Below are 23561 nucleotides of genomic sequence, written 5' to 3' on the forward strand. Positions count from 1 at the left end.
CAAAATTTTCCGACATGTTATTAAACATATGTAGGGCTGTGATGCGGGTCACGTGTTCCTCTAATTGCGGGGGTGCGGTATGGCAAGTCTGCGCAGCAGGATCGGAATCGCGCTAATGCTGGCGTGCACCGCGGCCGCAACGCCCGCCTGTGGGGTGGGGTGCGGCGGAGCGGCCTCCTTGTTGCGGGTGGCCACCGACTCCATGCAGAACGATCCGATGCAGGTCAACGTGGTGCACTCGGAAGAACAGGTGTGCATCAGCCACTGACGCGGCGACGACACCCTGCCGGCCCGTAGCCCGTCTCGGTCGCGGAATGGCGCGCTCGCAAGGAGTACTGGATCCGCCACGAATTATGTTTTGCACCGTGAGTCGGCGGTACCGGAAATAATATGAATTCATCGTGTGAGCGTCACGCTTCCGTTGAATGCAACGCGGGACAATAAATGCGCGTGGTACCTAAATTCGGGCGAGTCCATACTTTTGGAACGGGTTTTGCGCATTTCCCAAGCCGGAGGGTTGGCACGGGTCACATCGCCGCTACATCGGTATCGGAAATCCGTTAGCAGGCCGGCCGGTCTGCCATCTGGCCCCGCGATGCCGGGCCGGGATCGCGCAGGCGACATCCGTGTGAGAGGCGACGCGACCGGGGCGACCGGTAGGGCGTGACGGGGGCTGTCTGCCAATCGGTGTGTGGTGCCCTCGGTGGGATTCGAACCCACACTGGACGGGTTTTGAGTCCGTTTCCTCTGCCAGTTGGGATACGAGGGCTAACTCGGCCTCCTACCTTAGAGGCAGCCTCCCACCATAGAGGATCTGCTGGCGCCCACCGTGTCACCGCCCCCGCGGTCGCTGGTCTGACGCGTTCACGAGACAATGTCCGTCATGACAGGCCCCACGACCGACACCGACGCCGCTGTGCCGCGCCGGGTCCTGATCGCGGAAGACGAAGCGCTCATCCGACTGGACCTCGCCGAGATGCTGCGAGAGGAGGGTTACGAGATCGTCGGGGAGGCCGGCGACGGACAGGAAGCCGTCGAGTTGGCCGAACAACATCGACCCGACCTGGTGATCATGGACGTCAAGATGCCGCGCCGGGACGGGATCGACGCGGCGTCCGAGATCGCCGCCAAGCGCATCGCGCCGATCGTCGTGCTGACCGCGTTCAGCCAGCGGGACTTGGTCGAGCGCGCCCGTGACGCCGGTGCGATGGCCTACCTGGTGAAGCCCTTCACGATCAGCGACCTGATCCCGGCGATCGAGTTGGCGGTCAGCCGTTTCAGCGAGATCACCGAGCTGGAGCGCGAAGTGGCGACGCTGTCCGAGCGGCTGGAGACCCGCAAGCTCGTCGAGCGCGCCAAGGGCTTGCTGCAGACCAAACAGGGCATGACCGAGCCCGAGGCGTTCAAGTGGATTCAGCGCGCCGCCATGGACCGGCGCACGACTATGAAGCGGGTCGCCGAAGTCGTCCTGGAAACCCTGGACACCCCCGACGAATAGCTCCGCTTCCGGATAGCGCCCCAGCGCGAGCGTGCGTGTCTGTACATCGACACGCCGTTGGGGGCGTACAACTGCGCACGCTCGCGGGTACCGGGCCCGGCGGGGCTCAGCGCGTCACGATCACCGACGAGCCGTGTCCGAACAGGCCCTGGTTGGCGGTGACGCCGACCGTGGCGTTCTCCACCTGCCGGCCGGTCGCCTGACCGCGCAGCTGCCAGGTCAGCTCGCAGACCTGGGCGATGGCCTGCGCGGGAATGGCCTCGCCGAAGCAGGCCAGCCCGCCCGAGGGGTTGACCGGGACCTTGCCGCCGATGGTGGTCGCGCCGCTGCGCAACAGCGCCTCGGCCTCACCCTTGGGGCATAACCCGAGGTGCTCGTACCAGTCGAGCTCGAGCGCGGTGGACAGGTCGTAAACCTCGGCCAGGCTGACGTCCTCGGGCCCGATGCCCGCCTCGGCGTAGGCCGCATCCAGGATCTGGTCCTTGAACACCCGCTCGGGGGCGGCCACGACGGCGGTGGAATCCGTTGCGATATCGGGCAATTCGGGTAGGTGCTGCGGGTAGCGCGGGGTCACGGTGCTGACCGCGCGCACCGACGGCACGCCGTCGAGCGAGCCGAGGTGTTTGCGGGCGAACTCGGCACTGGCCACGATCAGCGCCGCGGCGCCGTCGGAGGTGGCGCAGATGTCGAGCTGCCGCAACGGGTCGCTGACCACCGGGCTGGCCAGCACGTCCTCGACCGAGGATTCCTTGCGGTAGCGGGCATTCGGGTTCTGCAGGCCGTGCCGTGAGTTCTTCACCTTCACCTGCGCGAAGTCCTCGGACGTCGCGCCGTAGAGGTCCATCCGGCGCCGTGCCAGCAGCGCGAAATACACCGGATTCATCGCGCCGATCAGGTGGAACCGCTGCCAGTCGGGGTCGTTCTTGCGTTCCCCGCCCACCGGGGCGAACGCCCCCTTCGGGGTGGTGTCGGCGCCGATCACCAGCGCGACGTCGCAGAAGCCCGCCAGGATCTGCGCCCGTGCGCTCTGCAACGCCTGCGAACCGCTGGCGCACGCCGCGTAGCTCGAGCTGACCGGCACGCCGTTCCAGCCCAGCTTCTGGGCGAACGTCGACCCGGCGATGAAGCCCGGGTAGCCGTTGCGGATGGTGTCCGCGCCCGCGACCAATTGGATCTGCCGCCAGTCCAGGCCCGCCTCGGCCAGCGCGGCGCGCGCGGCGACCACCCCGTATTCGGTGAAGTCGCGGCCCCACTTGCCCCACGGGTGCATGCCCGCGCCCAGGATGTACAGCGGTTCGGGTGTGCTCATGTTCAGGCCACCTTCCACGCGTGCACGATGCGCTGCACGCCGTCGTCGTCGGTGAACAGCGGCATGGTGGTCAACTCCATCTCCATGCCGACCTTCAGGTCGGCGGCCAGCGTGCCCCCGACCACCTTGCCCAGCACGATGATTCCCTCGTCGGCCAGTTCGACCGCGGCGATGGCGAACGGCTCGAAGGGATCCGCCGCGGGGTAGGGCGGGGGCGGTGGATACCGATTCTCGGTGTAGCTCCACAGCTTTCCCCGGGTCGACAACGCGACGGACTCCAGGGTGTCGCTGGCGCAGCCCGGATTGGGGCAATTGTTCTCGCGCGGCGGGAAGACGTAGGTGCCGCACACGGGGCACTTGCTGCCGATCAAGTGGGGGCGGGCGGCCCCGTCAGTAGTCGAGTCGGTGGCGAACCATCCGTCGATCGCGGGTTGTTGGCTGGTGACCTCGGGCACCCGGCCAGACTACCCAGCCCCGATACGAAACTGAAACGTGTTGCAGTTCTGGCTCGGGGCGGTTGGGGCGCGTGCTTCGTCGTACCGGGTGCCTAGAGTGTGAGCCGTGAGTATCGCCAGCGGGGAGCAGACCAAGCCGACGCTGATGCTGCTGGACGGCAATTCGCTGGCCTTCCGCGCGTTCTACGCGCTGCCCGCCGAGAATTTCAAGACCCGCGGCGGGCTGACCACCAACGCGGTCTACGGCTTCACCGCGATGCTGATCAACCTGCTGCGCGACGAGGCACCCACGCATGTGGCCGCGGCGTTCGACGTGTCGCGGCAGACCTTCCGTTCGGAGCGGTACCCGGAGTACAAGGCGAACCGCTCGTCGACGCCCGACGAGTTTCACGGCCAGATCGACATCACCAAGGAAGTGCTGAACGCGCTGGGCATCACGGTGCTCGCCGAGCCCGGTTTCGAAGCCGACGACCTCATCGCGACCTTGGCCACCCAGGCCGAAAACGAGGGCTTCCGCGTGCTGGTGGTGACCGGGGACCGGGACTCCCTGCAGCTGGTCAGCGACGACGTGACCGTGCTCTACCCGCGCAAGGGCGTCAGCGAGCTCACCCGGTTCACTCCGGAGGCGGTCGTCGAAAAATACGGGCTGACCCCCACGCAATACCCGGACTTCGCGGCCCTGCGTGGCGATCCGAGCGACAACCTGCCCGGCATCCCGGGCGTGGGGGAGAAGACCGCGTCCAAGTGGATCGTCGAATACGGCTCGCTGCAGGGGCTGGTGGACAACGTCGACTCGGTGCGCGGCAAGGTCGGCGACGCGCTGCGAGCCAACCTCGCCGGCGTGATCCGCAACCGCGAGCTCACCGACCTGGTCAAGGACGTGCCGCTGGCGCAGACCCCGGACACGCTGCGCATGCTGCCGTGGGATCGCGACCAAATCCACCGCCTGTTCGACGACCTGGAGTTCCGGGTATTGCGCGACCGGCTGTTCGACACGCTGGCCGCCGTCGAGCCCGAGGTCGACGCGGGATTCGACGTGCGCGGCGGGGCGCTGCAGCCCGGCGAGCTGGCCGTGTGGCTGGCCGAGCACAGCTCGGGCAAGAGGTTCGGCCTGGCGGTCGTCGGCACCCACTTGGCCTACGACGCCGACGCCACCGCGCTGGCCATCGTGTCCGCCGACGGCGAGGGCCGCTACATCGACACCTCGGCCCTGGATCCCGACGACGAGGCGGCGCTGGCGTCCTGGCTGGCCGATCCGGGTCCGCCCAAGGCGCTGCACGAGGCCAAGCTGGCGATGCACGACCTCGCCGGCCGGGGCTGGACGCTGGCCGGCGTGACCTCCGATACCGCGCTGGCCGCCTACCTGGTGCGTCCCGGGCAGCGCAGCTTCTCCCTCGAGGACCTGTCCCTGCGCTACCTGCGCCGCGAGCTGCGCGCGGAAACAGCTGAGCAGCAACAGCTTTCGCTGCTCGACGATCCCGAGGGCACCGACGACCAGGCGGTGCAGACCCTGATCCTGCGGGCCGTGGCGGTGCTGGACCTGGCCGACGCGCTCGACGAGGAGCTGGCCCGCATCAACTCCACGTCGCTGCTGGGCGGCATGGAACTGCCCGTGCAGCGGGTGCTGGCCGGGATGGAACACACCGGCATCGCAGTCGATTTGGATCTGCTCGGCGAGCTGCAGAGCGATTTCGCCCACCAGATCCGCGACGCCGCCGAAGCGGCCTACGCGGTGATCGGCAAGCAGATCAACCTGGGTTCGCCAAAGCAGTTGCAGGCGGTGCTCTTCGACGAGCTGGAGATGCCGAAGACCAAGCGCACCAAGACCGGCTACACCACCGACGCCGACGCCCTGCAGTCGCTGTTCGACAAGACCGGCCATCCCTTCCTGCAGCACCTGCTCACCCACCGCGACGCCACCCGGCTCAAGGTGACGGTGGACGGGTTGCTCAATTCGGTGGCCTCCGACGGGCGCATCCACACCACGTTCAACCAGACCATCGCGGCGACGGGCCGGCTGTCGTCGACCGAGCCGAACCTGCAGAACATTCCCATCCGCACCGAGGCCGGCCGGCGGATCCGCGACGCGTTCGTGGTCGGCGGCGGCTACAGCGAGCTGATGACCGCCGACTACAGCCAGATCGAGATGCGGATCATGGCGCATCTGTCCCGGGACGAGGGCCTCATCGAGGCCTTCAACACGGGGGAGGACCTGCATTCGTTCGTCGCCTCCCGGGCGTTCGGCGTGCCGATCGACGAGGTCACCGCCGAACTGCGCCGCCGGGTCAAGGCGATGTCGTACGGCCTGGCCTACGGGCTGAGCGCCTACGGGCTGTCGCAACAGCTGAAGATCTCCACCGAAGAGGCGAAGGAACAGATGGAGGCCTACTTCGCCCGTTTCGGCGGGGTGCGCGACTACCTGATGAACATCGTCGAGCAGGCCCGCAAGGACGGCTACACCTCGACGGTGCTGGGCCGCCGCCGATACCTCCCCGAACTGGACAGCAGCAACCGCCAGGTGCGGGAGGCCGCCGAGCGGGCGGCGCTCAACGCCCCCATCCAGGGCAGCGCCGCCGACATCATCAAGGTGGCGATGATCGAAGTCGACAAGGCGATCGACGAGGCCGGGCTCAAATCCCGCATGCTGCTGCAGGTGCACGACGAACTCCTGTTCGAAGTCGCGCCCGGCGAACGGGACCAGCTCGAGGCGCTCGCCCGCGAGAAGATGGGCGGCGCCTATCCGCTCGACGTCCCGCTGGAGGTGTCGGTGGGGTACGGCCGCTCATGGGACGCCGCCGCGCACTAGCGCGGCACGCGGCTCGGCAGTGCATTTACCGGCGCGGCAGTCCCCGACTGTGATCTCATAGTGAAAAAATTGGCCCGAAATTCGCGCTGGCGACACTTTCGCCCTGGCCGAACACCCGGTACGGCGCGGATGACGCGCCGCCCGGGTTTGGCCAGCGTGTACGCAGTCGAGTAGCCTCAATAGGTAAATCCCAGTTTTATCCCTACGACCCAACCTGTCCGGAGCAACCCACCACATGCCGAGTCCCACCGTCACCTCGCCCCAAGTAGCCGTCAACGACATTGGCTCCAGCGAGGATTTTCTTGCCGCAATAGACAAAACGATCAAGTACTTCAACGATGGCGACATCGTCGAGGGGACGATCGTCAAAGTGGACCGGGACGAGGTGCTCCTCGACATCGGCTACAAGACCGAGGGCGTCATCCCCGCCCGCGAGCTCTCCATCAAGCACGACGTCGACCCCAGCGAGGTCGTTTCCGTCGGCGATGAGGTCGAAGCCCTGGTTCTCACCAAGGAGGACAAAGAGGGTCGCCTGATCCTGTCCAAGAAGCGCGCGCAGTACGAGCGCGCCTGGGGCACCATCGAGGCGCTCAAGGAGAAGGACGAGGCCGTCAAGGGCACCGTCATCGAGGTCGTCAAGGGTGGCCTGATCCTCGACATCGGCCTGCGTGGCTTCCTGCCCGCGTCGCTGGTCGAGATGCGTCGGGTCCGCGATCTGCAGCCGTACATCGGCAAGGAGATCGAAGCCAAGATCATCGAGCTGGACAAGAACCGCAACAACGTGGTGCTGTCGCGCCGCGCCTGGCTGGAGCAGACCCAGTCCGAGGTGCGCAGCGAATTCCTCAACCAGCTGCAGAAGGGCGCCATCCGCAAGGGTGTCGTCTCCTCCATCGTCAACTTCGGCGCGTTCGTCGACCTCGGCGGTGTGGACGGCCTGGTGCACGTCTCCGAGCTGTCCTGGAAGCACATCGACCACCCGTCCGAGGTCGTCCAGGTCGGCGACGAGGTCACCGTCGAGGTGCTCGACGTCGACATGGACCGTGAGCGGGTTTCGTTGTCGCTCAAGGCGACCCAGGAAGACCCGTGGCGGCACTTCGCCCGCACGCACGCCATCGGCCAGATCGTGCCCGGCAAGGTCACCAAGCTGGTTCCGTTCGGCGCGTTCGTCCGCGTCGAAGAGGGCATCGAGGGCCTGGTGCACATCTCGGAGCTGGCCGAGCGCCACGTCGAGGTGCCCGACCAGGTGGTCGCCGTCGGCGACGACGCGATGGTCAAGGTCATCGACATCGACCTGGAGCGCCGCCGGATCTCGTTGTCGCTCAAGCAGGCCAACGAGGACTACACCGAGGAGTTCGACCCGGCGAAGTACGGCATGGCCGACAGCTACGACGAGCAGGGCAACTACATCTTCCCCGAGGGCTTCGACGCCGAGACCAACGAATGGCTCGAGGGCTTCGAGAAGCAGCGCACCGAGTGGGAGGCCCGCTACGCCGAGGCCGAGCGCCGGCACAAGATGCACACCGCGCAGATGGAGAAGTTTGCCGCGGCCGAGGCGGCCGGGCACCCCGAGCAGTCGTCGGCCAACGGAGCGCCCGCGGAGAAGGCGGCCGGCGGGTCGCTGGCCAGCGACGCCCAATTGGCGGCTCTGCGGGAGAAACTCGCCGGCAACGCCTGACTCCGTTCACGCATGCTGCGTATCGGGCTGACCGGTGGCATCGGTGCCGGCAAGTCGGCGCTGTCGACCACCTTCGCGAAATGCGGTGCCGTCATCGTCGACGGCGACGTCATCGCGCGCGAGGTGGTCCAGCCGGGCACCGCGGGGCTGGCGGCGCTGGTCGAGGCGTTCGGCGCCGATATCCTGCTTCCCGACGGCTCGCTGGATCGTCCCGCCTTGGCCGCCAAGGCCTTTGCCGATGACGAGGCGCGTCAGCGGCTGAACGGCATCGTGCACCCACTGGTCGGCAAGCGCCGCGCCGAGATCATCGCCTCGGTGCCCGAGGATTCGGTTGTCGTCGAAGACATTCCGCTGCTGGTGGAGTCCGGGATGGCGCCGCTGTTCCCGCTCGTCGTCGTGGTGCATGCCGACGTCGAGGTGCGGGTGCGGCGGCTGGTCGAGCAGCGCGGCATGCCCGAAGAGGACGCCCGCGCCCGGATCGCCGCCCAGGCCAGCGACGAACAGCGCCGTGCGGTCGCCGACATCTGGGTGGACAACTCCGGCAGCCCGGAGGAGCTGGAGCGACGGGCCCGGGAGTTGTGGGACAACCGGATCCTGCCCTTCGCGCACAACCTCAGCAAGCGTGAGATCGCCCGCGCCCCGGTGCGTCTGGTGGCACCCGATCCGACGTGGCCGGACCAGGCGCGCCGCATCGTCAACCGCCTGCGGACCGCGTGCGGCCACCGCGCGTTGCGGGTGGACCACATCGGTTCGACCGCCGTGCCGGACCTTCCCGCCAAGGACGTCATCGACATCCAGATCACCGTCGAATCCTTGGCGATCGCCGACGAACTCGCCGAGCCCCTGCTGGCCGCGGGGTATCCCCGCTGGGAGCACATCAGCGAGGACACCGCCAGGGCCGACGCCCGCAGCACCGTCGACCGCTTCGACCATCAGGACGACGAATCGCTGTGGCAGAAGCGAATTCACGCCTCGGCGGATCCCGGCCGCCCCACCAACGTGCACGTCCGGGTGGACGGCTGGCCGGGACAGCAGTTCGCCCTGCTGTTCGTCGACTGGCTGCGGAACAACCCCGACGCGCGCGCCGGCTGCCTGGCCGTCAAGCGCGAGGCCGAGCGGGGGGCCGGCGGCGACATCTCCGCCTACGTCGCGGCCAAGGAGCGGTGGTATCCCGACGCCTACCGCCGCGCGTGGGCCTGGGCGGATTCCACCGGCTGGCGGCCCTAACTGGGCAGGGGTGCGCCGCATTGCAGCGCACCGTTGTCGGGGTCGGCGTTTCCGGGCACAGGTCTGACCATCTGATCGGTCTGGGTGAAAACGTTGTCGTCGACGTCGATCTCGCAGTGCACGTTCGCCGCGTAAGGGAAATGAAGCACTATCCGCATGCCGGCTTCCTGCGGGTCGGGCAACACCGTGTTGGCCTCGAATGCGTTGCCGGGCATGGACGGCAGGTTGGTGGTGTTCGTCTGGCCGCCGTTGATGATGAAGGTCGCCCGGCTGCCCGTTGTCAGCGCGTCGATCCGGGCCCGGTAGGTGATGTTGTGCAGGTCCGCCCGCGCGGTCGCCGGACTCAACTGGGAGCCAACGGCGACGATCGTCACCGCGGTGATCGGCAGCAGCCTGTGGCCGGTCCAGCTCATGATTGCTGACATTACGCTCAGCGGGTTCCGAGGACCAAGCGGTCAAGGCTGGCAGCGGGGGCACCAGAACGTCGTCCGTCCGCCCGCCCGACCTCGGTCCAGGCGGGTGCCGCAGCGTGGGCAGTGCGGGTCCGGCTCGTCGCGGACTCGGTGAGCCAGCGGGGCAGGCCGGGCACCCGGCCGTGTCGCACCGCGGTGCGCAGCACCTGGGTCATGGCGCTGTGTATGCCCTTCAGATCGTCGTGGCTCAAATCGGCGACCGGGCGGGTGGGCCGTATTCGGGCGCGCCAGCAGATTTCGTCGGCGAGCAGGTTGCCGAGCCCGGCGATCACGGACTGGTCCGTCAACGCCGTCTTGAGCCGCCCCCGACGTCCCGCCAGCGCCCGGCGAAAGGCGGGCAGCCCGAGGCCCAGCGCATCCGGGCCCTGCGGACCGGTGACGCGCGCGATGTCGTGTTCGTCGTCGGCCAGCCAAACCCCGCGCAATTTGCGAAGATCGGCGTAGCGCAGTTCACCCTGGTCGAGCGACACCACCAGCCGCTCATGCCCGATCTTTGCCGCACCCGTGGCGGCAAAGTAGGGGCGGCCCGTCATTCCGCTATGGACCAGCAGCGTGGGTCCCTCCGTCGGCAGGATCAGCCACTTCCCATGCCGGCGCGGGGCACCGAAATGGCGACCGGTCAATCGGCGCGCGAGGGTACCCGCGGTGGTGTTACGCAGAATGCCCGCATCGCGGACCTGCACGCGCCGAATCCGGCGCCCCGGCAGCGTCTCGGCCAACTCCCGCCGAAACCCTTCCACGTCAGGGAGTTCAGGCACGGAGCGTCGCCAAACGCCGCATCGGGCCGGGCAGCGAGCGGGCGTGCCGGGACATGTTGACCCACGGATCGGCTTGGCCCGCCAGCCGTTCGGGAACATCGCGAAGCGTGAATCGGTCCGCCCGCAAGCCGCGTGCATCCAATTCGTCCCACTCCAGCGGCGTGGCGACCGGGGCGCCGTTGCGGGCCCGGACCGAATAGGGCGCAACCGCGGTCTGCGCGTAGGCGTTTCGCATGATGTCGAGATATACCCGGCCGCCTCGCTTTTCCTTGCGGACTTCCACGGTGCGGTGGGCGGGGTCGTCGGCGACCGCAACCTCGGCGACGTCGCGGGCGAACTGCCGTGCGGTGTCGAAGTCGGTATCCGCCCGCACCGGCACCACGACGTGCAGGCCGCGCGAACCGGTGGTCTGCACATAACGCGCCAGGCCGAGGTCTTGCAGCACACCGGCCACCGCATGCGCGGCGGCCCGCACCGCCCCGAAGTCTTCGTCGGACGGGTCGAGATCGAAGACCAGCCGGTCGGGATTATGCGGCCGGCCCCGCCGCGATTGCCACGCGTGCAAGGTGATCCCGTTCTGGTTGGCCAGCCATTGCAACGCCTCCCGCCGTTCGGCGACCGGATGCACCACGGTGCCGCCCTCTTTGGCGACCTCGACGCGGCTCATCCACTCCGGCATCGAATCGGCGAAATCCTGTTGGATGAAGCCGTTCTCCCCGATGCCGCGCGGAAATCGCTGGACGTTGAGCGCCCGGCCCCGCACATGGGGCAACATCGCGTCGGCCACCTGACCGTAGTAGGCGACGAGGTCGGCTTTGGTGATTCCGTCGGCCGGAAACATGATCCGGTCCGGATGGGTGACCTCGACGTCAATGCGGGACATCAGGGGTCTCCCGGACGACGTCGGTGGGGTCCTTATCGGTGCGGATGCCGAGGTAACGCGGGTGGCGCAGTTTTCCGTCGCGGGTCCACTCGGTGAAACCGATCTGGACCACCACTTCCGGGCGGGCCCAGTGGGCGCCGGCCTCCCGCACCAGACCTCGGCCGAAGGGCGGGGTATCCCGCGCGAGTGGGGAGAGCCGCTCGCGCAGGCGGTGCAGCGTGGCTTCGTCGAAGCCGGTGCCCACCTTGCCGGCGTACACCAGGTCGCGACCGTCGTAATAGCCCAGGAGCAGCGCGCCCAACTCGACGCGGCTGCCCTTGGGGCTGGTGTAGCCGCCGACCACAAACTCCTGATCGCGCACGCACTTGAACTTCAGCCAATTCTTCGAGCGTCCGCCCTCATATCGCGACTCGGCCAGCTTCGCGATCACCCCTTCGTCGCCGCGCTCGCAGGCCGCGCGGTAGGCGGCCAGGCCGTCGGAGACCCGGTGCGGGGTGTAGCGCAGGGGGTCACCGAAATCAATCGCCTTGCGTAGCAGCCGCTTACGCCAGATCAGCGGCGCGTCGACGGTGGACTTGCCGTCCAGGTGCAGCAGGTCGAAGACGTAGTAGAAGACGCGCACCGGCGATGCGCGGGCCACCTCGGGGTCGGTGATGCCCAGGCGGCCCTGCAGCCGGGCGAAGCTGGTGCGGCGCCCGTCGAACGCCACCACCTCGCCGTCCAGCACGAAGCGCGTGGTCTGCTGGGCGGCAACCGCGTCCACCAGTTCCGGGTAGGTTCCGTTGAGCGGCTGGCGGTTTCGCGACAGCAGCCGCACCCGGTCGCCGTCACGGAACGCCAGGCAGCGCATCCCGTCGAACTTGCGCTCGAAGATCCACCGGGGATCGGAGAACCGCTTGTCGGTCAGGGTGGCCAGCGTGGGGGATCGCCAGTCTGGCACCGCCTCCTCGCGCAGCGCCTGGCGCACGGCCTCGGGCAGACTTGCGGCTACATCTGGCGCCACGTCAGCTCCATCCCATTGCCGGCCAGCCAGCGGGAGAGGTCATAGCCGTTGCGGGCCAACCCCGCCACGGCGTCCACGGCCCGCCGCACCGCCCGCTCGGCGACCTCGGGGGTCAACAAGCCGTGCCGGACCGCATCCAGCAACTCGTCGACGTCGGCCAGGTCCGCGCCGTCGCCGGTGCGGACCTCGATGTCGAGGTAGTGATCCTCCGAACGCCACACCTCGGGTCCCGGCGTGTATTCGCCCACGTCGAGGTAGTAGTCGTGATCGCGTTCATGGCCCGGATTGAAGTGAAAGACCGTGGCGCGCAAGCCGAGCGACGGCAGCAGCCACGACTCGAGGTAGTGGAACTGGGCGCGGCCGGGGGTGGGCCGCGCCACGTAGAGGCCCCACGGGTGCACCGCATAGCGATCCACGTCCCGCACGATGCCCTTGGGATCGGTGTTGGTGCGGGCGATCAGGTCGAACGTCTCGTGTTTCGGTGGATGGATGATGTAACTCTAACGCCGAAGCCGGATTCTCCAGCGCACGAAACCGGCGTAGAACAGCGACAACGCCGCCAGCATGCCCATGTCCAGCAGCCAGACCATCGACGTGTGTTGCCAGAACCGGTCCTGAGACAGCAGCGAATCGGGCACCAGGCGCCGCAGGTCGACCGTCGACGCCGCCGCGGCGTAGCCCCAGCGCGCCGGCATCCCGAAGGACAGCTGGTCCAGTCCGAGCCGGCCGGTCACGGGCACCATGCCGCCGCACAACACCAGCTGTGCCATCACCGTCACCACGAACAGCGGCATGATCTGCTCACTGGAGCGGACCAGCGATGAAATCGCCAGGCCGAGAATCGCCGAGGCGACGCAGGTGGCCGCGACGGTGGCGAACAATTCGACGCCTGCCCCTACGGTCGAATGGCCGAGCAGGACGGCGCCATGCGTCGGCGCGCTCTTGCCGATCACCACGATCGCGGTGATGATCGCCGACTGCAGGATCGCGAACCCACAGAACACCGCGGCCTTCGCGAGCAGGTAGGCGGTGGTCGACAGCCCGACCGCCTGTTCGCGCTGGAAGATCGGGCGCTCGCCGACCAGGTCGCGGATGGTCAGCGCGGTGCCCATGAACGCCGCGGCCGGCATCAGCAGCGCCAGGATCTGCGCCGCTTCGTCGGGTGTTCCGGCGTTGGCGCCGGGCAGATGGAATCCGTTGCTGCCCGGGACCGTCAGCGACAGGGAACCCAGGATGAACGGCAAGAGCGCCAGGAAGACGAAGTAGGCGCGGTCGGCGACGACCAGGCGGATCTGCCGGCGAGCGACCGTCGAAACCTGGCGCCGCACACTGGTATGTACCGGCTCGCCGAGCGCGCCCGGCTCGTCCGCCCTGTCCGGCAACAGCTTCTGCGGCCGCTTCTGGGCCTCACGCTGTTCCAGGAATCGCCGGTTGGCCTCCTCGGGGTCGGCGCCCACCTTGGTGAAGATCTTCGCCCAGTTGGTGGTGCCCATCGCGGCGCCGATCTGGTCGGGCGGGCCGCAGTAGGCCGTCTTGCCGCCCGGGGCCACCAACAGCAGCTGGTCGCAGGTGTCGAGGTAGGACAGCATGTGCGTCACCACGATCACCACGCGACCCGCGTCCGCGAGCTGCCGCAGCATCGTCATGACCTGGTAGTCGAGCGCCGGGTCGAGGCCCGAGGTCGGCTCGTCGAGGATCAGCAGCGATGGGCCGGTGAGCAGCTCGAGCGCCACCGAGGCCCGTTTGCGCTGACCGCCGGACAACTTGTCCACCCGGGTGTCGGCGTGTTTGGTCAGGTCGAGCTCGTCGAGGACCTGCGCGACGACGTTGGCCCGGTCGGCCTTACTGGTGTCGGGGGGCAAACGCAGTTCGGCGGCGTAGCCAAGCGCCTGGTTGATCGTCAGCTGCCGGTGCACCACGTCGTCCTGCGGGACCATGCCGATGCGGCTGCGCAGCGACGCGTATTCGGTGTGAATGTCGTGGCCCTCGAACGTAACCGAGCCCGAGCTGGGGGTGCTGTAGCCGGCGACGAGCCTGGCCAGCGTGCTCTTGCCGGCACCCGACCCGCCGATCACGGCGGTCAGCGTGCCGGGACGGGCGATCAGCGAGATGTCGTCCAACAGTTGTTTGCCGTTGTCGACGACGTACTTGACGTTGCGCACCTCCAGGCCGCCGCTGCGCGCCGCGGCCTCGCTGCGTTTCGTCAGGGTGCCGTCGCGAAAGACGAGATCGACGTTGCCGATGGTGACGACGTCGTCGTCGGTCAGGATCGCCGACCCGACGCGGGTGCCGTTGACGAAGGTTCCGTTGATGCTGTTGTCCCGGATTTCCGTGCCCAGCGGCGTCTGCACCAACGTCGCGTGCTGACGCGAGGCCAACACGTCCGAGACGACGACGTCGTTCTCCGCGGCGCGGCCGATCGTCATGGCGCCCGGGGTGCCCGCGGCCGCCGACGAGCGCGGCGAGAGCAACTTCACAAAGCGCGTCGCGAGGTTGGACACGTCGGCCGTCTTGGCATCGACGACGGTGAGTTCGGTCGGCGGCGTCGAGCCCGGCTGGGCCGGCGCCCCGGCGTGCACGACGGTCCGCTCATCGGCCGGTGCGGCGCGGATGCCCGATGTGGGCACCGGCCTGCGGGGCGGTGGTGCTTGTGGGGGCGGCGAAACCGGCTGACGGGGCGGTGAATTCGGTGGCGCGGCCCACGCAAGCGTCGGCGGCCCGGGCTCCGGGCTCGGCCGGGTCCGGCCCGGCCGGTCGGTGTAGCCCTGCTGCGGCCCGATGGCGAAGGTCAGGCGCGGTCCCCGCGGATTGCCGACGTGAATGCTCTGACCGTCGTGGATGTCGATGACCGGCATCCGATAGCCGTTGAGGTAGGTGCCGTTCAGCGAGCCGTTGTCGATGGCCAACCAGCGGCCCTGGTCGAAACGCAGGATCAGGTGGGCACGCGAGATGCGTGGATCGGCGATGCGCATATCGGCCCGCATGTCGCGGCCGACGACCACTTCGTGTCCGGCCGCGAAGGATCGTTGGTACCCGTCGAGCCGAATCGTCAGGAGGGGCGGGGCGGGTCGAGTCACTACTCAAGTATCGGTGCGCGCCGCGGGTGCTCTTATTGGGATCGCCTGTGATTTCGCTATGTTTCGGCGCGGGCACTCATAACCGTTTCATAGCTTGGTGAGGCGAACCCCCCACCGGCATCCGGCATGATCTTGAAGATAAGGGGAGATTGCCGGCGCGCCGGGGCGGCTACGAGGGGGGTGAAGTGATCGATGGACGAGGACAAGGGGACCACGCGTCGCATCGGCGCCGGGCGCCGGCTGTTGAGCAACCCGCATCGGGCCCGCGCGGCGCTGCGCGCGGGATTTCACTCGGTGCCCGCGGTAACCGTCTCCCACCTCTTCCGTCGCATCCAGCCGATCAGCTCGACCCCGAGCGCGCAGGCCGAGGCGGCGCCGCGGTCCGGCGAGGTCGACGTCTCCCGCCCGTCGGTCAACGGCGGGGCGCCGTTCGCGGGGTACACGATCTTGCGGCAGCTGGGCGCCGGGGGCATGGCCGAGGTGTATCTGGCGCTGCATCCCCGGTTGCCGCGCCGCGACGTCATCAAGGTCTTGGCGGAGGCGGTCACGGCCGATCCCGAGTTCCGCGAAAGGTTCAACCGCGAGGCCGATCTCGCCGCGACGCTGTGGCATCCCCACATCGTCGGCGTGCACGACCGAGGCGAATTCAATGGCCACCTGTGGATCTCCATGGACTACGTCGAGGGCACCGACGCCTCCCGGCTGGTGAAAGAGTGCTACCCGGACGGGATGCCGATCGATGAGGTGTGCGCCATCGTGCACGCTGTTGCGGGCGCGCTCGACTACGCCCACGACCGCGGGCTGCTGCACCGCGACGTCAAACCGGCCAACATCCTGCTCACCCATCCCGATGACGAGGAACGCCGAATCCTGTTGGCGGACTTCGGTGTCGCACGCCACCTCGGTGACATCAGTGGAATCACCGAGACCAACGTCGCCGTCGGAACGGTGGCCTACGCCGCTCCCGAACAGTTGACGGGATCCAACATCGACGGGCGGGCGGACCAATACGCTTTGGCCGCAACGGCTTTCCACCTGCTCACCGGTGCACCGCCGTTTCAGCACTCGAATCCGATCGCGGTGATCAGCCAGCACCTGCACGAGGAGCCGCCCAGGCTCAGCGATCACCGCCCGGAGCTGGCCCACCTCGATGAGGTGTTCGGCAAGGCCCTGGCCAAACAACGCGAGGACAGGTTCGAGCGGTGTCGCGCGTTCGCCGCCGCCGTCAGCGAGTCGCGCGACGCCGTCGCCACACCCGGTCCGCACGTCCGGCCCGAAGCCGCGTCGATGGCGGCGCGGCGCGGCGTTGTCTCGGCGATGAACCACCGGTTCCCCTCGCGGACGCGGTGGGCGGTCGGGTTGGTGTGCGCGATGCTGATCGCCGTGGCGGCCACCTGGTCGGTGCTGTACTCGTTCGAGCCGGACACGCCGCCGAGCACCCCCGCGCTCGCGTCCAAGCCGTCCGTCCCCGCGCCCACCGCCGCGCCGGTCGGCTCCGGCGGTCCGGTGCTCAACGGGACCTACAAACTCGACTACGACCAGAGCAAGCGCACCACCAACGGCGTCGCGATCCGCCACGACGGCCCCGCCACCGGGTGGTGGGCGTTCCGTTCGGTGTGCACCACGAACGGGTGTGCGGCCACCGCGGCACGGCTGGACAACGCCGCCCATCAGACGGCCGCCGGACAGACGGACACCTTGCGCTTCGTCGGCGGCTACTGGCAGGGCGCCCCGCAGCAGGACCGGCTGGGCTGTGCCTCGCCCCACGGGCAGCCCCCGGCCACCCAGCAGGAGACCCTGGCCTGGTCGCTGGCGCCCCAGGCCGACGGCAGCCTGCGCGGCACCGTGACCGAGACCGTGCTCAGCAACGAGTGCGGCGCGCAGGGCGCGGTGGTGCGGGTGCCGGTGGTGGCCACCCGGGTCGGCGGCGTGCCGGCCGGCGTGCACCTGGGCGACCCCGCCCAGGCCATCAGCGCGTCGAAGACGTCGGCGGCCCCGGCGCCGCCCGTCCTCGGCGCGGTCTGCGGCGACGTCGGCAAGCTGGCCTACGACCCCACCAACAGCGAGCAGATCGTCTGCGAGGGCAACAGCTGGGCCAAGGCCCCGATCACGATGGGCGTGCACGCCTCCGGCAGCTCCTGCGACCGGCCGGGCACCTCGGTGTTCGCCATGACCACCTCGAACGACGGTTATCTGCTGCAGTGCGATCCCGTCACCCGGACCTGGACGCGGCCCGGGGGATAGTGGTTTCCGGCGCCACTGGGCGACCCCCGAATTTGATATCGCCGGCGCTATCAAATTGGCGGATCGTCGGGTCCCTCCAACCCGGTACTGATGTGACGGATGGGGCTGTGGGTGCGCTGGCCGAGCCGCGGCGCCACAACACTTGTCGGTGCGCGGAACTACCCTGGTGGCATGGCTTTCGCCACGGAACATCCGGTAGTCGCACATTCGGAATACCGCGCGGTCGATGAGGTCGTGCGCGTCGGCGGCCACTTCGAGGTGGTCAGCCCGCACGAGCCCGCCGGCGACCAGCCGGCCGCCATCGACGAGCTGGAACGCCGCATCAGGGCGGGGGAGCGCGACGTGGTGCTGCTCGGCGCCACCGGCACGGGTAAGTCGGCGACCACCGCCTGGCTCATCGAGCGGCTGCAGCGGCCCACGCTGGTCATGGCGCCGAACAAGACGCTGGCCGCCCAGCTCGCCAACGAACTGCGAGAAATGTTGCCGCACAACGCCGTCGAGTACTTCGTGTCGTACTACGACTATTACCAGCCGGAGGCGTACATCGCCCAGACCGACACCTACATCGAGAAGGACAGCTCGATCAACGACGACGTGGAGCGGCTGCGGCATTCGGCGACGTCGTCGCTGCTCTCGCGGCGCGACGTGGTCGTGGTGGCCTCGGTGTCGTGCATCTACGGCCTGGGCACGCCGCAGTCGTACCTGGACCGCTCGGTGGAACTCAGCGTCGGCACCGAGGTGCCCCGCGATGCGCTGCTGCGCCTGCTGGTCGACGTGCAGTACACCCGCAACGACCTGTCCTTCACCCGCGGCTCGTTCCGGGTACGCGGGGACACGGTCGAGATCATCCCGTCCTACGAAGAGCTGGCGGTGCGCATCGAGTTCTTCGGCGACGAGATCGAGGCGCTGTACTACCTGCACCCGCTGACCGGCGACGTGATCCGCCAGGTCGACTCGCTGCGCATCTTCCCGGCCACCCACTACGTCGCGGGTCCGGAGCGGATGGCCCACGCCATCTCGACGATCGAGGCGGAGCTGGCGGAGCGGCTGGCCGAGCTGGAGGGCCAGGGCAAGCTGCTGGAGGCGCAGCGGCTGCGGATGCGTACCAACTACGACATCGAGATGATGCGCCAGGTCGGCTTCTGTTCGGGCATCGAGAACTATTCGCGCCACATCGACGGCCGCGGCCCGGGCTCACCGCCGGCCACCCTGCTCGACTACTTCCCCGAGGACTTCCTGCTCGTCATCGACGAGTCCCACGTCACGGTGCCCCAGATCGGCGGCATGTATGAGGGCGACATGTCCCGCAAGCGCAACCTGGTCGAATACGGGTTCCGGCTGCCGTCGGCGTGCGACAACCGCCCGCTGACCTGGGAGGAGTTCGCCAATCGGATCGGCCAGACGGTGTACCTGTCGGCCACCCCGGGCCCCTACGAACTCAGCCAGGCCGGCGGAGAGTTCGTCGAGCAGGTGATCCGGCCGACCGGCCTGGTGGACCCGAAAGTGGTGGTCAAGCCGACCAAGGGGCAGATCGACGACCTGATCGGCGAGATCCGCAAGCGCACCGACGCCGACGAGCGGGTGCTGGTCACGACGTTGACCAAAAAGATGGCCGAGGACCTCACCGACTACCTGCTGGAGATGGGTATCCGGGTGCGCTACCTGCACTCGGAGGTCGACACGCTGCGCCGCGTGGAACTCCTGCGCCAGCTGCGCCTGGGCGAGTACGACGTGCTCGTCGGCATCAACCTGCTGCGCGAGGGGCTCGACCTTCCCGAGGTGTCGCTGGTGGCGATCCTGGACGCCGACAAGGAGGGCTTCCTGCGGTCGTCGCGCAGCCTGATCCAGACCATCGGCCGCGCCGCCCGCAACGTGTCCGGCGAAGTGCACATGTACGCCGACTCGATCACCGACTCGATGAAGGAGGCGATCGACGAGACCGAACGGCGGCGGGCCAAGCAGATCGCCTACAACGAGGCGCACGGCATCGACCCCCAGCCGCTGCGCAAGAAGATCGCCGACATCCTCGACCAGGTCTATCGCGAGGCCGACGATACGGAAACGGTGGGAGTCGGCGGGTCCGGGCGCAACTCCTCCCGGGGCCGGCGGGCCCAGGGCGAGCCGGGCCGCGCCGTCAGCGCCGGCGTCTTCGAGGGCCGCGACACGACCAGCATGCCGCGCGCCGAACTGGCCGACCTGATCAAGGACCTGACCGAGCAGATGATGGCGGCCGCGCGTGACTTGCAGTTCGAGCTGGCCGCGCGCTTCCGCGACGAGATCGCCGACCTGAAGAAGGAACTGCGGGGGATGGACGCGGCCGGCCTGAAATGAGTTTGCTGGCAGCGCATCTCGGATTGGCACCCCGAAGACGCCCCATACGGTAGAAGGGTGACCGACACCGTGACCGTCACCGGCGGCTGGAACGAGCTGCTGGGGCCGAGGTATTTGAGGACCTCCATCCTGTTGGCCGGCGGGGTGGCGCTGTACGCCACCAATGAGTTCCTGACCACCAGCTTGTTGCCCAACACCATCGCCGAAATCGGCGGCAGCCGGCTCTACGCCTGGGTGACGACCCTGTACCTGGTCGGGTCGGTGGTGGCGGCGGCGATGGTCAATCCGATGCTGCTGCGCGCCGGGGCGCGCTCGTCGTACCTGACCGGGCTCGCCGTGTTCGGTGTCTCCAGCCTGGTTTGCGCGGCCGCGCCGACCATGCAGGTCTTGATAGCTGGGCGCGCCCTGCAGGGCGTCGCAGGGGGCCTGTTGGCCGGCCTCGGCTATGCGGTCATCAATTCCGCCCTGCCGCGGGAGCTGTGGACGCGCGGATCGGGGCTGGTGTCGGCGATGTGGGGCGTGGCCACGGTGGTCGGCCCCACGACGGGCGGCCTGTTCGCCGAGCTCGGCCTGTGGCGGTGGGCCTTCGTGGCGATGGCGGTGCTGACCGGCTTGATGGCCATGCTGGTTCCGGTCGCGCTGGCCCGCGCCACACCCAGCGCCGGCACGTCGCCGATGAAGGTGCCGGTGCGGTCGCTGCTGCTGATCGGCGCCGCCGCGCTCGCGGTCAGCGTCGCCCAGATTCCGCGCAACACGCTGGCGACGTTCGCCCTGCTCGCCGCGGGCATCGCGCTGGTGGGCCTGTTCGTGCTCGTCGACTGGCGGATGCACGCGGCGATCCTGCCGCCCAGCGTGTTCCGCCCCGGGCCCCTGAAGTGGATCTATCTGACGATGGGCGTGCTGATGGGCGCCGCCATGGTCAACACCTACGTGCCGTTGTTCGGGCAGCGGCTGGCACACCTGACCCCGATCGCGGCCGGTTTCCTGGGCGCGGCGCTCGCGCTCGGCTGGACGGTCAGCGAAATCCTCAGCGCGTCGTTGGAGAACCCGCGCACGATCGGGCGGGTAATCGTAGCGGCCCCGATCGTCGCCGCCTCCGGCCTCGCCCTGGCCGCCGTCGCCCGCCGAGGGGACACCTCGTCGTGGACGGCCGCGCTGTGGGCGGTGGCGCTGCTGGTGGCGGGGACCGGGATCGGGATGGCCTGGCCACACCTGTCCGCGCGCGCGATGGCCTCGGTCGACGACCCGGCCGAAGGCGGAGCCGCCTCGGCCGCGATCAACACCGTCCAGCTGATCTCCGCGGCGATCGCCGCCGGCCTGGCCGGGGTGGTGGTCAACACCGCCAAGGGCGGCGACGGGATGGCGGCGCACTGGTTGTTCACGGTGTTCACCGTCCTGAGCGCCGCCGGTGTGGCGGTGTCCTACGCCGCGACCCGCGGCGCCCGCGAGGTGCAGCCGGTCGGCTAGTCACTGCCCAACAAATGGTGGTTCACGCCGCCGGCAAAACGCGAATCAGCGCGTCGACTTCACCACCTGCGAGTAATGGAACTGCCAACGTTCGACAATGCGAAACCCGAGGTAACTCGGGAATCGATATGCCGGGGCGCGCCCGAATGCGGGTCCCGGCGGCAATGACCGTCCGACTTGATGGTCGGGCAGCGATGTTTCTTTATTGGTAATGGTCCAGATCGCCGGACATTTGTTGATTTTCGCCGTCGTCAGCCACACGGCGACGTGGCCGTCCCACAGCGCCCCCACCTTCGGTCCGTACGCCCCGCGCTCGACGTCGATCAGTGACCGGAAGGCCGCGGGCCGGGTGGCCAGCAGGGCGCGGATCGGACCGGGCCGCCACGGCACGGTGTTGTCCACCATCAGACAGTCACCGGGCGCCGCGTGCGAGCTGATCAGATCGGCGACCTGGCTGTAGTCCCAACCCTCTTTGGCGTACGGCCAGCGCTGGATGAACAGGTAGTTCGGCACCGCGGCGACGGCGCAGACCAGCACCACACCGGCGATGGGCCACGGTTTGCGGGCGACGGTGGCGATGCAGACGGCCAGCACGACCGCCATCGCGGGCGCGGTGAAGATCAGATAGCGCGGGTAGTAGATCGGTTCGTTGACGGCCGAGTAGATGACCACGAGCGCGGTGGGGATGACGAGCCATGCCGCGCAGGCGATCAACAGCCGGCGCAGGTCGCCGGACGGGGGCCGGACGCCGGCCAGCCGGGCGGCGACCGCCGCCACGATGAGCACGGCGGACGCAATGGCGAACGGGACGCTGTGGTCGAAATACTGGCGCAGGATGATGTCGAACGCGTAATGCCAGCTGACCGGATAAATCCAGTTGACCTGCCACACCTGGGCGTGGGCGAACACCATGAAGGGCGTCATGGCGGCGACCGCGGCGGCAGAACTGACCGCCCACCGAATCACCGGAGATTTCCGCGCTTTCGGGGGCGCCAACAGCGGCACCATTACGGCGTAAACCGGCACCAACAGCACCAGGTTCAGATTCAGCAGGATCGAGACCATCAATGCCAGCGCGTAGCAAACCCACAATCGGGGCTTGTCGCGCCGGACGGCGGCGACGAGCAATACCGTGAGCCAGGCCGCCGCGGCGGCGGCGAAGGCATACGGGCGCGCCTCGATGCCCGCCCAGGTGGTGCGCGGCAGGATGGCGAACATGACGCCCGCGCACACCGCGACCGGCCGGGTCGAGAACTGCCTGGTGAAGACCGTGACACCCGCGGCCGCGGCGCCCACCGCCAGGGCGCTGGGCGCCCGTGACCAGAATTCGGTCGGCGGAAACAGCGCGAACCACCCGTGCATCAGCAGGTAGTACAGCCCGTGCACCGCGTCGATGTGGCCCAGCAGCCGCCACAGCTCCGCCAGCGTGCGGCTCCCCGCCGCCGATATGGTCGCGCCCTCGTCGAACCACAGGGATGGTCGACAGGCCCAGGCGCCGCTGAGGACCGCTGCGAACGCGGCGATCGCCCACGGATCGAGCAACCGGCCGGGCGAACGGGCGGGCGCGGGCTGCTCGATCCGGTCCGCGACGGGCTGCTCGACGGTGGGCATGGACATGATGCTTGTCACTGTAAAGCTGAATCCGCGAGCCGCGTCACAAATGCCCCGGGCCAATTCACCGCCCGGCGTCCGCATTCCGCGAAAAGCGGCGTTATGCAACGCTTTCCGCCTCGGGCCCGGGCATTTGAATGTTTAGTCACCGGCGATATTGTCCGTTGACGCAGGGTGGCCCCGCAAATTGTGGACACGCCGCGCCACGCGGTGTCGCTAATCTGTTCCCTCTACAGCGGGCAAACGCGATACTGTCTTGGGTTGGCTGACCAACCGAAACTGGGAGGGTAGATGGGCGCCTATCGGACTGTGGTGGTGGGAACCGACGGCTCGGACTCGTCAATGCGCGCGGTAGACAGGGCGGCGCAGATCGCCGGGCAGGACGCCAAGCTGATCGTCGCCTCGGCGTACCTGCCCCAGCATGAGGACACCCGGGCCGCCGACGTGCTGCGGGACGAGAGCTACAAGGTGTCCGGCACCGCGCCCATTTACGCGATCCTGCAGGACGCCAAGGAGCGGGCGCACAAGGCCGGGGCCAAGAACGTCGAGGAGCGCCCGATCGAAGGCGCTCCGGTCGACGCGCTGGTCAAGCTGGCCGAGGACGAGAAGGCCGACCTGCTGGTCGTCGGGAACGTCGGACTGAGCACGATCGCCGGCCGCCTGCTGGGATCGGTGCCGGCCAACGTGTCGCGCCGGGCGAAGGTCGACGTGCTGATCGTCCACACCACGTCGTAGCGTCGCCGG

The 23561-nt window shown here is 68.5% G+C and carries 17 protein-coding genes, 1 tRNA gene and 1 pseudogene; 9 read left to right on the forward strand and 10 right to left on the reverse strand.

The genetic code is table 11. The features are described 5' to 3' along the window. The first annotated feature begins 79 nt into the window (after positions 1-79). Positions 80-268, forward strand: coding sequence for a hypothetical protein (locus tag G6N51_RS01935; protein ID WP_142274951.1), 189 nt, complete (start codon positions 80-82; stop codon positions 266-268). A 424-nt stretch (positions 269-692) separates the two neighbouring features. Here G6N51_RS01935 and G6N51_RS01940 read toward each other — a convergent pair. After that, a tRNA-Leu gene (locus G6N51_RS01940) sits at positions 693-769 on the reverse strand. A 114-nt stretch (positions 770-883) separates the two neighbouring features. Here G6N51_RS01940 and G6N51_RS01945 point away from each other — a divergent pair. After that, positions 884-1498 (forward strand): ANTAR domain-containing response regulator, encoded by a 615-nt coding sequence (locus tag G6N51_RS01945; protein ID WP_163750618.1) that lies wholly within the window; start codon positions 884-886, stop codon positions 1496-1498. Between the two features lie 106 nt (positions 1499-1604). Here G6N51_RS01945 and G6N51_RS01950 read toward each other — a convergent pair whose 3' ends face one another. Next, positions 1605-2813 (reverse strand): lipid-transfer protein, encoded by a 1209-nt coding sequence (locus G6N51_RS01950; protein ID WP_174814360.1) that lies wholly within the window; start codon positions 2811-2813, stop codon positions 1605-1607. Next, positions 2810-3262: a Zn-ribbon domain-containing OB-fold protein gene (locus G6N51_RS01955; protein WP_083171923.1), complete on the reverse strand. Its 453-nt coding sequence runs from the start codon at positions 3260-3262 to the stop codon at positions 2810-2812. The genes G6N51_RS01950 and G6N51_RS01955 overlap by 4 nt, the downstream gene beginning before the upstream one ends. A gap of 145 nt (positions 3263-3407) precedes the next feature. On the opposite strand from G6N51_RS01955, the gene polA reads away from it, so the two are divergent. The 3 genes from polA to coaE all read left to right on the forward strand — a co-directional run bounded on the left by polA (position 3408) and on the right by coaE (position 8970). Further along, positions 3408-6068: a DNA polymerase I gene (gene polA / locus G6N51_RS01960; protein ID WP_163750870.1), complete on the forward strand. Its 2661-nt coding sequence runs from the start codon at positions 3408-3410 to the stop codon at positions 6066-6068. A 235-nt stretch (positions 6069-6303) separates the two neighbouring features. Further along, positions 6304-7743 carry a 30S ribosomal protein S1 gene (rpsA, locus tag G6N51_RS01965; RefSeq protein ID WP_083171925.1) on the forward strand — a complete coding sequence of 480 codons (1440 nt, stop codon included), beginning with the start codon at positions 6304-6306 and terminating at the stop codon, positions 7741-7743. A 12-nt stretch (positions 7744-7755) separates the two neighbouring features. After that, positions 7756-8970 carry a dephospho-CoA kinase gene (gene coaE, locus G6N51_RS01970; RefSeq protein ID WP_083171926.1) on the forward strand — a complete coding sequence of 405 codons (1215 nt, stop codon included), beginning with the start codon at positions 7756-7758 and terminating at the stop codon, positions 8968-8970. Here the strand turns inward: coaE and G6N51_RS01975 are convergent. The 6 genes and pseudogenes from G6N51_RS01975 to G6N51_RS02000 all read right to left on the reverse strand — a co-directional run bounded on the left by G6N51_RS01975 (position 8967) and on the right by G6N51_RS02000 (position 15164). Continuing rightward, positions 8967-9383, reverse strand: a complete 417-nt coding sequence (locus G6N51_RS01975; protein WP_083171927.1) for a hypothetical protein — start codon at positions 9381-9383, stop codon at positions 8967-8969. The genes coaE and G6N51_RS01975 overlap by 4 nt on opposite strands. Positions 9384-9425: 42 nt before the next feature. Further along, positions 9426-10201 (reverse strand): annotated as a pseudogene (locus G6N51_RS01980) (Fpg/Nei family DNA glycosylase). Then, a complete protein-coding gene (ligD, locus tag G6N51_RS01985; RefSeq protein WP_083171928.1) occupies positions 10194-11084 on the reverse strand; it encodes a non-homologous end-joining DNA ligase in 891 nt (296 codons plus the stop codon). Before ligD (G6N51_RS01985) ends, G6N51_RS01980 begins: the two are co-directional and overlap by 8 nt. Next, positions 11071-12087, reverse strand: a complete 1017-nt coding sequence (gene ligD / locus G6N51_RS01990) for a non-homologous end-joining DNA ligase (RefSeq protein WP_083171929.1) — start codon at positions 12085-12087, stop codon at positions 11071-11073. The genes ligD (G6N51_RS01985) and ligD (G6N51_RS01990) overlap by 14 nt, the downstream gene beginning before the upstream one ends. Continuing rightward, positions 12072-12512 carry a DUF402 domain-containing protein gene (locus tag G6N51_RS01995; RefSeq protein ID WP_083171930.1) on the reverse strand — a complete coding sequence of 147 codons (441 nt, stop codon included), beginning with the start codon at positions 12510-12512 and terminating at the stop codon, positions 12072-12074. Before G6N51_RS01995 ends, ligD (G6N51_RS01990) begins: the two co-directional genes overlap by 16 nt. 75 nt (positions 12513-12587) lie before the next feature. Beyond that, positions 12588-15164 carry an FHA domain-containing protein gene (locus G6N51_RS02000; protein ID WP_180134399.1) on the reverse strand — a complete coding sequence of 859 codons (2577 nt, stop codon included), beginning with the start codon at positions 15162-15164 and terminating at the stop codon, positions 12588-12590. A 192-nt stretch (positions 15165-15356) separates the two neighbouring features. On the opposite strand from G6N51_RS02000, the gene G6N51_RS02005 reads away from it, so the two are divergent. From G6N51_RS02005 to G6N51_RS02015, 3 genes are all read left to right on the forward strand, one after another. Further along, entirely contained in the window at positions 15357-17408 is a 2052-nt protein-coding gene (locus G6N51_RS02005; RefSeq protein ID WP_083171932.1) for a serine/threonine-protein kinase, read from the forward strand. A 171-nt stretch (positions 17409-17579) separates the two neighbouring features. Further along, positions 17580-19739 (forward strand): excinuclease ABC subunit UvrB, encoded by a 2160-nt coding sequence (gene uvrB / locus G6N51_RS02010; protein WP_083171933.1) that lies wholly within the window; start codon positions 17580-17582, stop codon positions 19737-19739. Positions 19740-19796: 57 nt separating this feature from the next. Further along, positions 19797-21206, forward strand: a complete 1410-nt coding sequence (locus tag G6N51_RS02015; protein ID WP_083171934.1) for an MFS transporter — start codon at positions 19797-19799, stop codon at positions 21204-21206. 45 nt (positions 21207-21251) lie between these two features. On the opposite strand, the gene G6N51_RS02020 is transcribed toward G6N51_RS02015, so the two are convergent. Then, positions 21252-22823 (reverse strand): mannosyltransferase, encoded by a 1572-nt coding sequence (locus G6N51_RS02020; protein WP_083171935.1) that lies wholly within the window; start codon positions 22821-22823, stop codon positions 21252-21254. A 285-nt stretch (positions 22824-23108) separates the two neighbouring features. On the opposite strand from G6N51_RS02020, the gene G6N51_RS02025 reads away from it, so the two are divergent. Further along, on the forward strand, positions 23109-23552 hold the full coding sequence (locus tag G6N51_RS02025) for a universal stress protein (protein WP_083171936.1): 444 nt from the start codon (positions 23109-23111) through the stop codon (positions 23550-23552). The last annotated feature ends 9 nt before the right edge of the window (positions 23553-23561 follow it).

It is taken from the genome of Mycobacterium paraseoulense, from assembly GCF_010731655.1.
GTDB classification, from domain to species: domain Bacteria; phylum Actinomycetota; class Actinomycetes; order Mycobacteriales; family Mycobacteriaceae; genus Mycobacterium; species Mycobacterium paraseoulense.

What these genes read in the sequence shown, in the direction of transcription:
- G6N51_RS01935 (WP_142274951.1), top strand. Translation starts at nt 80, where the DNA reads ATGGCAAGTCTGCGCAGCAGGATCGGAATCGCGCTAATGCTGGCGTGC.
- G6N51_RS01945 (WP_163750618.1), top strand. Translation starts at nt 884, where the DNA reads ATGACAGGCCCCACGACCGACACCGACGCCGCTGTGCCGCGCCGGGTC.
- polA (WP_163750870.1), top strand. Translation starts at nt 3,408, where the DNA reads ATGCTGCTGGACGGCAATTCGCTGGCCTTCCGCGCGTTCTACGCGCTG.
- rpsA (WP_083171925.1), top strand. Translation starts at nt 6,304, where the DNA reads ATGCCGAGTCCCACCGTCACCTCGCCCCAAGTAGCCGTCAACGACATT.
- coaE (WP_083171926.1), top strand. Translation starts at nt 7,756, where the DNA reads ATGCTGCGTATCGGGCTGACCGGTGGCATCGGTGCCGGCAAGTCGGCG.
- G6N51_RS01975 (WP_083171927.1), bottom strand. Translation starts at nt 9,383, where the DNA reads ATGAGCTGGACCGGCCACAGGCTGCTGCCGATCACCGCGGTGACGATC.
- ligD (WP_083171928.1), bottom strand. Translation starts at nt 11,084, where the DNA reads ATGTCCCGCATTGACGTCGAGGTCACCCATCCGGACCGGATCATGTTT.
- G6N51_RS02005 (WP_083171932.1), top strand. Translation starts at nt 15,357, where the DNA reads ATGGACGAGGACAAGGGGACCACGCGTCGCATCGGCGCCGGGCGCCGG.
- uvrB (WP_083171933.1), top strand. Translation starts at nt 17,580, where the DNA reads ATGGCTTTCGCCACGGAACATCCGGTAGTCGCACATTCGGAATACCGC.
- G6N51_RS02020 (WP_083171935.1), bottom strand. Translation starts at nt 22,823, where the DNA reads ATGTCCATGCCCACCGTCGAGCAGCCCGTCGCGGACCGGATCGAGCAG.
- G6N51_RS02025 (WP_083171936.1), top strand. Translation starts at nt 23,109, where the DNA reads ATGGGCGCCTATCGGACTGTGGTGGTGGGAACCGACGGCTCGGACTCG.